Origin of the sequence: Allobosea rubneri, from assembly GCF_032464875.1 — a bacterium.
Lineage (GTDB): Bacteria > Pseudomonadota > Alphaproteobacteria > Rhizobiales > Beijerinckiaceae > Allobosea > Allobosea rubneri.
Map to the genome: position 1 here is coordinate 160499 of NZ_JAWDID010000001.1, position 12975 is coordinate 173473.

At 65.5% G+C, this 12975-nt stretch carries 10 protein-coding genes; 4 read left to right on the forward strand and 6 right to left on the reverse strand.

Translation table 11 applies throughout. From position 1 onward, the window contains the following. Positions 1–5 precede the first annotated feature (5 nt). Positions 6–1937, forward strand: a complete 1932-nt coding sequence (locus tag RKE40_RS00725) for an FAD-binding monooxygenase (RefSeq protein ID WP_316016328.1) — start codon at positions 6–8, stop codon at positions 1935–1937. A gap of 106 nt (positions 1938–2043) precedes the next feature. Here the strand turns inward: RKE40_RS00725 and RKE40_RS00730 are convergent, their stop codons facing one another. The 3 genes from RKE40_RS00730 to RKE40_RS00740 form a co-directional block, all read right to left on the reverse strand. Next, positions 2044–3051: an amino acid ABC transporter substrate-binding protein gene (locus tag RKE40_RS00730; protein WP_316016329.1), complete on the reverse strand. Its 1008-nt coding sequence runs from the start codon at positions 3049–3051 to the stop codon at positions 2044–2046. Positions 3052–3187: 136 nt separating this feature from the next. Then, the gene (locus RKE40_RS00735) at positions 3188–4351 is read right to left on the reverse strand and encodes an amidohydrolase (RefSeq protein WP_316016330.1); all 1164 of its coding nucleotides are present in this window, start codon (positions 4349–4351) and stop codon (positions 3188–3190) included. Further along, complete coding sequence (locus tag RKE40_RS00740) at positions 4351–5571, reverse strand: diaminopropionate ammonia-lyase (RefSeq protein WP_316016331.1); 1221 nt, start codon at positions 5569–5571, stop codon at positions 4351–4353. The genes RKE40_RS00735 and RKE40_RS00740 overlap by 1 nt, the downstream gene beginning before the upstream one ends. Before the next feature lie 104 nt (positions 5572–5675). Between RKE40_RS00740 and RKE40_RS00745 the strand changes: the two genes are divergently transcribed. Next, a complete protein-coding gene (locus tag RKE40_RS00745) occupies positions 5676–6164 on the forward strand; it encodes an Lrp/AsnC family transcriptional regulator (RefSeq protein WP_316016332.1) in 489 nt (162 codons plus the stop codon). 99 nt (positions 6165–6263) lie between these two features. On the opposite strand, the gene frc is transcribed toward RKE40_RS00745, so the two are convergent. The 3 genes from frc to RKE40_RS00760 are packed head-to-tail and all read right to left on the reverse strand — an operon-like array spanning position 6264 to position 10035. Then, positions 6264–7538, reverse strand: coding sequence for a formyl-CoA transferase (frc, locus tag RKE40_RS00750; RefSeq protein ID WP_066472459.1), 1275 nt, complete (start codon positions 7536–7538; stop codon positions 6264–6266). 14 nt (positions 7539–7552) lie between these two features. After that, on the reverse strand, positions 7553–9289 hold the full coding sequence (oxc, locus tag RKE40_RS00755; RefSeq protein ID WP_316016333.1) for an oxalyl-CoA decarboxylase: 1737 nt from the start codon (positions 9287–9289) through the stop codon (positions 7553–7555). A gap of 59 nt (positions 9290–9348) precedes the next feature. Beyond that, positions 9349–10035, reverse strand: coding sequence for a GntR family transcriptional regulator (locus RKE40_RS00760; RefSeq protein WP_316016334.1), 687 nt, complete (start codon positions 10033–10035; stop codon positions 9349–9351). 267 nt (positions 10036–10302) lie between these two features. Between RKE40_RS00760 and RKE40_RS00765 the strand changes: the two genes are divergently transcribed. Further along, positions 10303–11817 carry a tripartite tricarboxylate transporter permease gene (locus RKE40_RS00765; RefSeq protein ID WP_316016335.1) on the forward strand — a complete coding sequence of 505 codons (1515 nt, stop codon included), beginning with the start codon at positions 10303–10305 and terminating at the stop codon, positions 11815–11817. Between the two features lie 88 nt (positions 11818–11905). Continuing rightward, entirely contained in the window at positions 11906–12925 is a 1020-nt protein-coding gene (locus RKE40_RS00770) for a Bug family tripartite tricarboxylate transporter substrate binding protein (protein WP_390893165.1), read from the forward strand. Positions 12926–12975 lie beyond the last annotated feature (50 nt).

The following is a 12975-nucleotide window of genomic DNA, read 5'->3' on the forward strand; positions in this document are numbered from 1 at the left end:
GCAGCATGCAGTTCCATCTCGACGGATTCCGCCCCGGAGACCCGGCAGTCGCTCCGGCCTCCGCACAGGCGTTGCCGCCTACGGATGCCCTCCCCGCTGAAGTCGACGTCCTGATCGTCGGCTGCGGCCCCGCCGGCCTGACCCTCGCGGCGCAGCTCGCCGCCTTCCCCGAGATCAGAACCTGCATCGTCGACCAGAAGGACGGCCCGCTGCTGATGGGCCAGGCCGACGGCATTGCCTGCCGCACGATCGAGATGTTCCACGCCTTCGGCTTTGCCGAGCGCGTGCTGAAGGAAGCCTACTGGGTCAACGAAACGGTGTTCTGGAAGCCGGACGGGACCAAGCGGGAGAACATCGCCCGGCACGGCCGGGTCCAGGACGTCGAGGACGGGCTGTCGGAATTCCCCCATGTCATCCTGAGCCAGGCGCGGGTGCATGATTTCTACCTCGAAACCATGCGCAATGCGCCAGGCCGGCTCGAGCCGCATTATTCCCGACGCCTGCTCGACCTGACGACAGAGCCGGGCACCGGTTCTTCACATCCGGTGACGGCCCGGCTGGAGCGCCTGGACCCCGCCCATGCCGGCAAGGTCGAGACGATCAAAGCGCGCTATGTCGTCGGCTGCGATGGCGCCCGCAGCATCGTGCGGAAATCCATCGGGCGCGCGCTGCATGGCGATGCCGCCAATCAGGCCTGGGGCGTGATGGACGTGCTGGCGGTGACCGATTTCCCGGACATCCGCCTGAAAGCCCTGATCCAATCGGCAGGCGAAGGCACGATCGTGCTGATCCCGCGCGAGGGTGGCTACCTCGTGCGCATCTATGTCGAGCTCGACAAGCTGAGGGCGGACGAGCGGGTCGGCAGCCGCAACATCACCGTCGACTACCTGATCGCGGCGGTGCAGCGCATCCTGAGCCCCTACACGATCACGGTGAAGGAGGTTGCCTGGTGGTCGGTCTACGAGATCGGCCAGCGGCTCTGCGACAGGTTCGACGACTTGCCGGATGCGGAAGCCGGCGAGCGGTTGCCCCGGATCTTCATCGCCGGGGATGCCTGCCACACGCACAGCCCCAAGGCGGGGCAAGGCATGAACGTCTCGATGCAGGACAGCTTCAACCTGGGCTGGAAGCTGGCGGCGGTCTTGCTGGGCCGCTGCGCTCCGGAACTGCTGCACAGCTACTCCGCCGAGCGCCAGGCCATCGCCGGCGAGCTGATCGCCTTCGACCGGGAGTGGGCGGCCCTGCTCAGCGCGCCGCTGAAGGCCGCTGGCGATCCGCAGGGCGCGGGCGTCGACCCTACCGAAGTGCAGGATTACTTCGTCCGGCATGGGCGCTACACCGCCGGAACGGCGACACGCTATGCGCCATCGCTGCTGACCGGCGAGGCCTCGTTCCAGCATCTCGCCAAGGGCTTCTTGGTCGGCACACGCTTCCACTCGGCGCCGGTCATTCGCCTTGCCGACGCCAAGCCGGTCCATATCGGGCATGCCGGCAAGGCCGATGGCCGCTGGCGGCTTTTCGCCTTCGGAGGAGCCGGGGACAGGGCGACACCGGGAAGCCCGATCGGTGCGCTCTGCGAGTTTCTCGCGGGATCGGCGCGCTCGCCGGTCAGAAGCTACACCCGCGACGGCGAGGACATCGACGCAGTGTTCGACTTGCGCGCCGTGCTCCAGCAAGGCCACGGCGAACTCGACATCGGACAAGTGCACCCGCTGCTGCTGCCCCGAAAGGGTCGCCACGGCCTGCGCGACTATGAGAAGGTCTTCTGTCCCGACCTTTCCGGCAGCAAGGATATCTTCGCGCTGCGCGGCATCGACCGGCAGGCGGGCTGCCTTCTCGTCGTCCGGCCGGACCAGTATGTCGCGCAGGTGCTGCCGCTGGAGGCGCATGACGAGCTCGGTGCCTTCTTCGCCCGCTTCATGCTGCCGCAGAGGTGAAGCGGGCCATCGCTTCCTCTTCCAGGGAAATTGGATGCCGCCAGCAGCCCGCTGGCGGCATTCCGGGGACTGAGGCCGTCCTTTGACCGCTGTATCGCGCGGGCTGTCAGCGGATCGGCGGCGCGTAGTGCAGGCCGCCATCCTTCCATGAGGCGTTGATGCCGCGCTTGATCTTCAGCGGGCTGTCCTTGCCGATGTTGCGCTCGAAGACCTCGGCATAGGAGCCGACCTTCAGGACGATGTTGTAGGCCCACTCATTCGGCAGGCCGAGCGCGGCGCCGAGCTTTCCTTCCTTGCCGACGAGGCGGAGAATGTTCGGATTGGCCGTGGTGCTCGCGGTCTCGGCGATGTTGGCCGATGTCAGGCCGAACTCCTCGGCGGCATGCAGGACATGGGCGGCCCATTTGACGACGTTGTACCATTGGTCGTCGCCCTGGCGGACGGAGAGGCCGAGCGGCTCCTTGGACAGCGTCTCGTTCAGGATGGTGTGCTTCTCGGGCTCCGTGAGCTTGGTCCGGAAGGCATAGAGCACCGAGCGGTCGGAGCTGAACGCATCGCAGCGGCCGGCCTGATAGGCTTGGGCGGCCTCTTCCTGCGAGGAATAGGCGACGATCTCGTTCTTGAGCTTATTGATACGGAAGAAATCGGTCAGGTTCAGTTCGGTGGTCGAGCCCTGATTGGTGCAGATCGTCGCGCCGTTCAGCTCCTTGGCGCTCTGGATCTCCCCGGAACGCACCATGATGCCCTGGCCGTCATAGTAGTTCACGCCGGCGAACAGGATGCCGTTGGTCGCTTCCCGGCCCAGCGTCCAGGTCGTCGTGTTGAACAGCACGTCGACTTCGCCGGTCTGAAGTGCCGTGAAGCGCGCCGCCGCGCTCAGCGGGATGATCGAGATCTTCTCAGGGTCGCCGAAGATCGCCGCGGCGATCGCCCGGCAGAAATCGATATCGAGGCCCGTATACTTGCCGCTCTTATCAGGTATGGCGAAGCCGGGCGTGCCGACGGTAGAACTGCATTTGATGGTGCCGCGCTTGGTTACATTCTCAAGCGTATTGGCATTCGCGGCACCGCACATCGTTGCCACAAGAATTGCCGCGGCCGTAATTGTTCTCATCGTTCCATCCTCCGGTTATCGTTGCTTGTTTTTGCTATGGGTCGTCTGCGCAGTTCGTGGTGCGGGCGCCCGCACGGCACCGCACCAGCGCCTCTGGCAAAGCGGCAGGGTGAGCCTTCAGCGGGTGGGAGACGGACTATGCGGGGCGAAGGCGCTGCCGCGTGATCGCGGCGTGGAACCGCGCACCGTGGATCAGGCCCTCATCGTTGAAATCATAGGTCGGGTTGTGCAGCGGCGCTGAGCCCTCGCCATTGCCGACATAGGCAAAGCAGCCCGGCACGTGCTCGAGGAAGCGCGCGAAATCCTCCGAGCCGGTCATCGGCTCACGCGCAATGGCGACGCCGCCCTCCCCGAAGACCGTGCGCGCGGCGGTCGCAGCCTCCTGTACCAGGGCATCGTCGTTCACCAACGGCACGAATTCGCGCGTATAGGTCAGCTCGGCGGTGACGTTGTAGGCCAGCGCGGTGCCCTCGACGATGATGCCCATCTGCTTCTCGATCTCGGCGCTGATCTCCGGGCGGAAGCTGCGCGCGTCGCCGAGAATGCGCGCCAGTCCCGGCAAGGCGTTGCGCGTGCCGTCCGTCAGCAGCTCGGTGACCGAGACGACGCCGATATCGGTCGGGCTCAGGCGGCGGGAGACGATGGTCTGGAGATTGGTGACGAGCGCGCAGGCCGCGACTAGGACCTCATTGCCAGAATGCGGGCGCGCGGCATGTCCGCCGACGCCCCTGAGCACGATCTCGAAATTGTCCTCGGCCGACATGAACGGCCCGGCTCGCGTCTTGAAGCGGCCAACAGCGAGGCCGGGCGCATTGTGCAGCCCGTAGATCTCCTCGAAAGGGAAGCGCTCGAGCAGCCCATCGGCCAGCATGGCGAGGGCGCCCTTGCCCCATTCCTCGGCCGGCTGAAATAGGAAGCGCACCGTGCCGTCGAAGCCGCCTTCCGCGGCGAGCAGCTTGGCCGCCCCCAGCAGCATCGTCGTGTGGCCGTCATGGCCGCAGGCATGCATGACACCGGGCGAGCGCGAGCGGTGGGCGTGGTCGCCCTGTTCGGTGATGCGGAGCGCGTCCATATCGGCGCGCAAGGCGATCGAACGGTTGCCGCTGCCGCGTTTCAGCGTCCCGACCACGCCGGTGCCGCCGACGCCCTCGGCGACATCGTCCAGTCCGAATTCGCGCAGCTTGGCGGCGACGAAGGCCGCGGTCTGCTTCTCCTCGAAGCCGAATTCGGGATTGGCGTGCAGTTGGCGCCGCCAGCCGGTCATCTCGTCCTGCAGGGCGTCGTGATCGAGCTTGGCCATCAGAAGCCGCCTTGTCGCGTTGACGTCGGATTGGATGAATGTACGGCGTCCGGCGCAAGGCCGACGAGCGCCTCGTAGCGGCCGGGATCGGTCGCGCCTTCGGTGTTGACGACGAGGACACGCGAGGAAGCGTCGAGCCGCAACGCGGCGCGCATCGCCGGATCAGCCGCGGCGCGCCGAAGTCCGGCGAGGCCGGCCCCGCCGCTCTCGCCCGCGACGATCGCAGGGTCGCCGGCCGAGGGGCGGGCCAGCCGGTTCATCACCGCGACCGCATCGGCGTCCTCGACGGTCATGAACGCGTCGGCGACGCGCGACAGCACGCGCCAGGCAATGGGGGATGGCTCATAGCATTCGAGCATCGCCATCACCGTCGGCTCGGCATGTGCGACCTTGACCGGACGGCCCGCCTTGGCGGTCTCGAAGATGCAGGCGGCGCGGGCGGGGTCGACGACGGTGAAGATCGGCCGCTGCTCGCCCAAGGCGAGGGCAAGATGGGCCGCGAGCGCCGCGGCGATCCCGCCGACCCCCGCCTGGACGAAGACATGCGTCGGGGGGCGGTCGAGCTGTTGCAGCGCCTCCCGCACGATCACCGTGTAGCCCTGCATCACCAGCCCGGGAATCCGCTCATATCCGGGCCAGGAGGTGTCCGAGACGACGGTCCAGCCTTGTTCCTTCGCGACGCGCGAGGCTTCCAGAACCGAATCGTCATAGGTGCCGGCCACACGGCGCATCTCGGCACCGAAACGGGCGATCGCCGCGACGCGCTCGTCGCTGACACCACCATGCACGAAGATCACGGCCCTCGCGCCGACGAGTTCGGCGCCCTGCGCCACCGAGCGCCCATGGTTGCCGTCCGTCGCGCAGGCGAATGTCATGCCACCCGCGACCGCCTTGACCTCGGGCGCATGCAGATCCGCGACATCGACGGGGCGGCCGAGACGCTTCGACGCCTCTTCGAGCACGAGCAGCATCACGGCATAGGCGCCGCCCAGCGCCTTGAAGCTGCCGAGGCCGAGCCGCTGCCCCTCGTCCTTCACTGCGAGCTCGCCGATGCCGAGCTCGGCAGCGAGGCCGGGGAGGAGATGGAGCGGCGTCGCGGCGTGGTTGCGGCGATGGGACAGGAAGCGCTCCACCGTGCCCGCCGCAGCGACACCAAGCGTTTCAGCATCGACAGGGTCGAGCAGAGTGCGGTGATCGGGGTGTTGGTTGAGGAGAAACATCGCCGTCCTTGCGCTAGGTAACGGCGCAAAGATATTAGACCGGACGCGAAAAGAGCGCTGCAATCGCGCGCTTCAAATGCAAGTTTGTTTCATCGGAGCGCCGATTGACCAAGCCCGCCTCCCCGAACTCGCTGACGCTCGACAGCTTCGACATCGCGATCCTCGGCATATTGCAGCGCGATAACACGACGCCGCAGCGGGTGATCGGGCAGGCGGTGAATCTCTCCGCTCCGGCGGTCCAGCGCCGGATCAAGCGCCTCGAGCAGGCCGGCGTGATCAGGGCGAATGTCGCGGTCGTCGATCCCGCCGCCGTCGGCCAGGCGATAACGCTGTTCGTCGAGGTCGAGCTCGTCAGCGAAACGGCCAAGGATATCGACGCTGCCAAGCGCGAGTTCACCGCCGCCGAGCAGGTGCAGCAATGCTACTACGTCACCGGCGAGGCGGACTTCATCCTGATCGTGGTCGTGCCCAGCATGACCGACTATGAAGCGCTGACCCGGCGCCTGTTCTTCGAGAACAACAATGTCCGCAAGTTCCGCACCTTCGTCGCGATGGACCGCGTGAAGGTCGGCCTGACGGTTCCGCTGGGCTGAGGGCGGTCAGAGCCTTGCCCCACGTGCTCACCTGAACGAAAAAACGGCGCCTCGTTGCCGAAGCGCCGTCCTTCTACCGTAATCGCAGTCCGGCCTGGACTATTCCGCCGCCGCCCGCGTCACCGCGCCGGTGGCGCCGGACTCGACGATCGCCGCAATGCGGGCCTCGTCGAGCTTCAGCACGTCGCGCAGCACCTCGTCGGTGTGCTCGCCGAGCAGCGGCGAGCGCTTGACCTCGGACGGGCTGTTGGAGAGCTTGATCGGGTTGCCGACCGAGAGGTATTTGCCGCGCTTGGGATGGTCGACCTCGACCACCGTGCCGGTCTCACGCAGCGACTTCTCCTCGGCGATCTCCTTCATCGAGAGGATCGGCCCGCAGGGGATGTCGTATTCGTTGAGGATGTCCATGGCCTCGAACTTGGTCTTGGTCATGGTCCACTCTTCGATCCGCCCGAAAATCTCGTTCAGCCTGGGCAGGCGCGCCGGCGGCTTGGCGTAGTTCGGATCGGTCTTCCAGGTGGGCTCGCCGATGACATCGCAGATCTTCTCCCAAACCGGGGCCTGGGTGATGAAATAGATGTAGGCGTTCGGGTCGGTCTCCCAGCCCTTGCACTTCAGGATGCGGCCGGGCTGGCCACCGCCGGAATCGTTGCCGGCGCGCGGCACGGCGTCGCCGAACGGCACGCCCTCGCCGAACTGGCTGTATTCCTTGAGCGGACCGTGATCGAGGCGTTGCTGGTCGCGCAGCTTGACGCGGCAGAGATTGAGCACGCCATCCTGCATCGCACAATCGACCTTCTGGCCGAGGCCGGAATGGGTGCGATGGTAGAGCGCGGTGACGATGCCGAGCGCCAGATGCAGGCCGGTTCCCGAATCGCCGATCTGGGCGCCGGTGACGAGCGGCACGCCATCGCGGAAGCCGGTGGTCGAGGCTGCGCCGCCGGCGCATTGCGCGACGTTCTCGTAGACCTTGCAGTCCTCATAAGGACCCGCGCCGAAGCCCTTGATCGAGGCGACGATCATGCGCGGGTTGACCTCATGGACCTTCGCCCAGGTCAGGCCCATGCGGTCGAGCACGCCGGGAGCGAAGTTCTCGACCATCACGTCGCAGACCTTCACCATCTCCCAGAGCACTTCCATGCCTCTGGGATTCTTGGTGTCGAGCGTGATCGAGCGCTTGTTGTGGTTCAGCATCGTGAAATAGAGGCTGTCCGCATCCGGCACGTCGCAGAGCTGGCCGCGCGTGATGTCGCCGGTGCCCGGACGCTCGACCTTGATCACGTCGGCGCCGAACCAGGCGAGGAGCTGCGTGCAGGTCGGGCCCGACTGCACATGGGTGAAATCGAGAACCTTGACGCCTTCTAGCGCTTTCATGTCTGCCTCCTCCCTTATTTCTTTTTGAGTGCGCTTTGCGGATTGAGATTGCCGATGCGGCCGCTCTCGCTGCCGGCGGTCGGGTCGATCACCGCGTTGATCAAGGTGGGCTTGCCGCTGTCCATCGCGGCGTTGACGGCGCGTTTCAGCTCGTCGGGCGAGATCGCGTTGACGCCGACGCCGCCGAACGCCTCCATCATGCGGTCGTAGCGCGCGTCCTTGACGAACACGGTCGTGGCGGGATCGTCGCCGGCAACGTTGACGTCGGTGCCGCGATAGATGCCGTTATTGTTGAAGATGACGATGCAGACCGGCAGGTTGTACCGGCAGATCGTCTCCACCTCCATGCCCGAGAAGCCGAAGGCCGAATCACCCTCGACGGCGAGTACGGGCTTGCCGGTCTCGACGGCGGCGGCAACGGCGTAGCCCATGCCGATGCCCATCACGCCCCAGGTACCGACATCGAGGCGCTTGCGCGGCTGGTGCATGTCGATGACGCCGCGCGCGAGATCGAGCGTGTTGGCGCCTTCGTTGATCAGGATCGCGTCCGGCCGCTCCGCGATGATGGTGCGCAGCACGCCGAGCGCACCGTGATAGTCCATCGGCACGTTGTTGTTCATCAGGCGCGGCGCCATCTTGGCGACGTTCTCGTCGCGCTTCTTGGCGATGGCCGTCGTCCATTCGGCAGGGGGCGCCTGCCACGCGCCGCCCATCCCTGCGAGCAGGGCCGAGACGCAGGAGCCGATATCGCCGACCACGGGGGCGACGATCTCGACGTTGGAGTCCATTTCCTTGGGCTCGATGTCAATCTGGATGAACTTCTTGGGCTGGTCGCCCCAGCTCTTGCCCTTGCCATGCGACAGGAGCCAGTTGAGCCGCGCGCCGATCAGCAGGACGACGTCGGAATCCTTCAGCACGGTCGAGCGCGCCGCGCCCGCGCATTGCGGATGGAGATCCGGCAGCAGCCCCTTGGCCATGCTCATCGGCAGGAAGGGAATGCCGCTCTTCTCCACGAGCTGGCGGATCTCGTCATCGGCCTGGGCGTAGGCCGCGCCCTTGCCGAGGATGATCAGCGGCCGCTTGGCACCCTTCAGTACGTCGAGCGCACGCTTGATCGAGTCCGGCGCCGGCAGCTGCGCCGGCGCGGCGTCGATCACCTTGACCAGCGACTTGCGGCCTTCCTCGGCGTCCATGACCTGGCCGAACAGCTTGGCCGGCAGATCGAGATAGACGCCGCCGGGCCGTCCGGAGACCGCGGCGCGGATCGCACGGGCCAGGCCGATGCCGATGTCCTGCGCGTGCAGGACGCGGAAGGCCGCCTTGCACAGCGGCTTGGCGACGGCGAGCTGATCCATCTCCTCATAGTCGCCCTGCTGCAGGTCGACGATCTCGCGCTCGGAGGAGCCGGAGATCAGGATCATCGGGAAGCAGTTTGTCGTCGCATGCGCGAGCGCGGTCAGGCCGTTGAGGAAGCCGGGCGCCGAGACGGTGAGGCAGATGCCGGGTTTCTTGGTGAGGAAGCCGGCGATCGAGGCCGCGTAGCCGGCGTTCTGCTCATGGCGGAACGAGAGCACGCGGATGCCCGCCGCCTGCGCCATGCGGCCGAAATCGGTGATCGGGATGCCCGGCACGCCATAGATCGTGTCGAGGCCGTTGAGCTTCAGTGCATCGATGATGAGGTTGAAGCCGTCGGTCAGCTCGCGCTCTGCTTCGGGCGCGGCAGAAGAGATGCTTTGTACGACTGCGGACATCCCGCTTTCTCCCTAGTCTATTGTTTTTTATTGGCTATCGGTGGTTTCTTCGGCGCTGCTCAGTCGAGCAGGACGAATTGCTCGACATGCTGTCTCAGCTTGAGCGTGTGCTCGCGGACGAGCCGCTCGGCGCGTTCCCCGTTGCGCGTTTCCAGCGCCTCGATGATCTCCTTGTGATCGACGATGGAACGGCGAGCCCGGTCCCGCTCAAAGATCGTGCGCTCGCGGATGGCGCGCACATGGGTGAACAGCCCGTGGGTGATCTCGGCGATGAGCTTGCAGCCCGAGAGCGCGATGATCGCCGCGTGAAAGCGGATATTGGCGTCGGAGTACTCGCCCATGTGCTCTTCGATCGCGTCGCTGTCGAAGGTGTCGACGAGGCCATGCAGCCGGGCGATCTCCTCATCGGAGGCGACCTCGGTGGCGAGCCGGGCGGCCATGCTTTCGAGCGCGGCCCAGACCGTGATCATCTCGAGGATCTCGGCCTTGGTCTTGCGCACGATGAAGATGCCGCGACGCGGGGCGATCCTGACCAGGCCCTCCTGCTCGAGCTGAGCGAGCGCCTCGCGCAGCGGCGTCCGGCTGACGCCGAACTGCAGCGAGAGCGCGCGCTCGTCGAGCCGAAGCTCGGCGCCGGCGTCATAGATCTTCATCGCGCCGATCGCGGCCTTCAGCGCATCATAGGTGCGGCTCTTGAGGCTCTGCACCTCCTCGATGGGCTGAATTTCAAGCTGTGCCTTGACCATGACGAAGTCGATTTCCGTGCTGCCTTGCCCGCACGCCGTCGGCGCTGGACGCGCACTTCGGAGCGGTGGTTTCTGGCATACCATATAATGAAAGAAATGGTCGCGCAACGGCACAAATCCCGCAACTATTATGCTGCAGCGCATCCAAATATGGCATATTGCATGCCACGAAGTTTCATCCTAGGCTAACTCAAACAAGGCCAGTCGGTTCTGCGTTGGTCATTTGCGCGGTCCCAGAACACGGCCAATCTGTGGGGACGAAGCGCTATGGATGAACTGAACGCCTTGTTCGGCGGATTCGCCGTTGCCCTCTCCGCCTACCACCTCATGCTCATGGTGATCGGCATCACGCTCGGTGTCGTCATCGGCGTTCTGCCAGGGCTGGGTGGGGCCAACGGTGTCGCCATTCTTCTGCCATTGACCTTCACGATGCCGCCGACCGCGGCGATCATTCTGCTGACAAGCATCTACTGGGGCGCGCTCTTCGGCGGCGCCATCACCTCCATCCTCTTCAACATTCCGGGCGAGCCATGGTCGGTAGCGACGACCTTCGACGGTCACCCGATGGCGCAGAACGGCAAGGCCGACGAGGCGCTGGTCGGCGCCTTCACCGCCTCCTTCGTCGGCGCGATCTTCGCCGTCTGCCTGATCACATTCCTTGCGCCGGTGGTCGCAAAATTCGCCTTGAAATTCGGCCCGGCGGAGTTCTTCGCCGTGCAATTCCTGACCTTTGCCAGCTTCATCGGCATGGGCAGGGGCTCTCCGTTCAAGACCGTCGCCTCAATGTGCCTCGGCTTCGCGCTGGCCTCCGTCGGGCTCGACGGCGTAACCGGCACGCTGCGGATGACATTCGGACAGGACGAGCTGCTGAACGGCTTCAAATTCCTGGTCGCCGTCATCGGCCTTTTCGGCATCGGCGAGATCCTCTGCTCGATGGAGGATGGGCTGAAGTTCAACGGTGCCACGGCCAAGCTGCGCATGGATGCGGTGATCCGTACCTGGAAGCAGCTTCCGAAGATGACGATGACCTTCCTCCGCAGCTGCATCGTCGGCTGCTGGATGGGCATCACGCCAGGCGGCGCGACGCCAGCCTCCTTCATGGGCTACGGCATCGCCAAGCGCCTGTCGAAGCGGGGTGATAATTTCGGCAAGGGCGAGCTCGAGGGCGTGGTGGCGCCGGAGACCGCAGCCCATGCCGCCGGCACCAGCGCGCTGCTGCCGATGCTGACGCTCGGCATCCCTGGCTCGCCGACCGCGGCCGTGCTGCTCGGTGGCCTGCTGATCTGGGGCCTGCAGCCCGGCCCGCTGCTCTTCGTCGAGCAGAAGGAGTTCGTCTGGGGCCTGATCGCCTCGATGTATCTCGGCAACGTCGTCGGCCTCGTCATGGTGCTGACCTGCGTGCCGCTGTTCGCCGCGATCCTGCGCGTGCCCTTCTCGATCATCGCGCCGGCCATCGTCTTCATCTGCGCCATCGGTGCCTACACCGTGAACAACGCGATGTTCGACGTCTGGATGATGCTGGTCTTCGGCGTGCTGGGCTATCTGTTCAACAAGCTGCGCTACCCGCTGCCGCCGCTCGTCCTGGCGCTGGTGCTCGGCGACCAGGCGGAGAGCTCCTTCCGCCAGGCCATGCTGGTCTCGCAGGGCAATATCAGCGTGTTCTGGTCGAACTGGCTCTGCGGCGGCATCATGACGCTCGGCCTGCTGATGGCCTTCTGGCCGGCGCTGCAGGCGCTTCGCGCCAAACTCTCGGGTAGCGGAGCCGTCGCCCGCACGGCCTGACGCCGTTCGGCGCGGCTCTCACAAACATGTTCGCCTTCATGACTTTACCAACGCGGCGCCAAAGCCGCCAATAAAGGGAGGAAGCGTGATGATCCGGAGGGGAGTGTCGAAACCTAGGACGATTGCGGCAGCGCTGGCGGCAAGCGCCTGCCTGGCTTGGCCGACCTGGGCGCTAAGTTGGGAGCCGACCAAGCCCGTGACGCTGGTGATCCCGGCGGGCACCGGTGGCGGTGCCGACCAGATGGCGCGGTTCATCCAGGGCGTCGTCCAGAAGCATAACCTGATGAAGCAGCCGCTGATCGTGATCAACAAGGCCGGCGGCGCGGGCGCCGAAGGCTTCCTGGAGATGAAGTCTAGCGCCAACGATCCGCACAAGATCACCATCACCCTGTCGAACCTGTTCACGACGCCGCTCGGCACCGGCTCGCCCTTCAACTGGAAGGACATGAAGCCCGTCGCGATGCTGGCGCTCGACCAGTTCATCCTCTGGACGAACAGCGAGAAGCCCTACAAGACCACGAAAGACTATGTCGACGCGGTCAAGGCCGGCGAAGACCGCTCCTTCAAGATGGGCGGCACCGGCTCGAAGCAGGAAGACCAGATCGTCACCGCGGCGATCGAGGAGCAGACCGGCGGCAAGAAGTTCACCTACGTGCCCTATGCCGGCGGCGGACAGGTGGCGGTCCAGCTCGTCGGCAATCACGTCGACTCGACGGTGAACAACCCGATCGAGGCCGTCGGCCAGTGGCGGGCCGGGCAGCTGCGCCCGCTCTGCATCTTCGATGCGAAGCGCTCGACCTACACCAACAAGGTCACCGACAAGGAAGCCTGGAGCGACATCCCGACCTGCAAGGAGACGGGGCTGCCGGTCGAGTACCAGATGCTGCGCGGCATCTTCACCACCAAGAACGCCAAGCCCGAACAGGTCGCCTTCTATGTCGATCTGCTCAAGAAGGTGATGGCGACGCCGGATTGGAAGGACTTCATGGAGAAGGGCGCCTTCAACCAGACCTTCATGTCCGGCCCCGACTTCGAGAAGTGGCTGACCAGTGCCGAAACGCTGCATGCGGACCTGATGAAGAAGAACGGTTTCCTCGCGACGCAGTGAGACCCGCCAATACCGGAGCGCGGTGCAAGCGTTCGCGCTCCGGTCTGCCA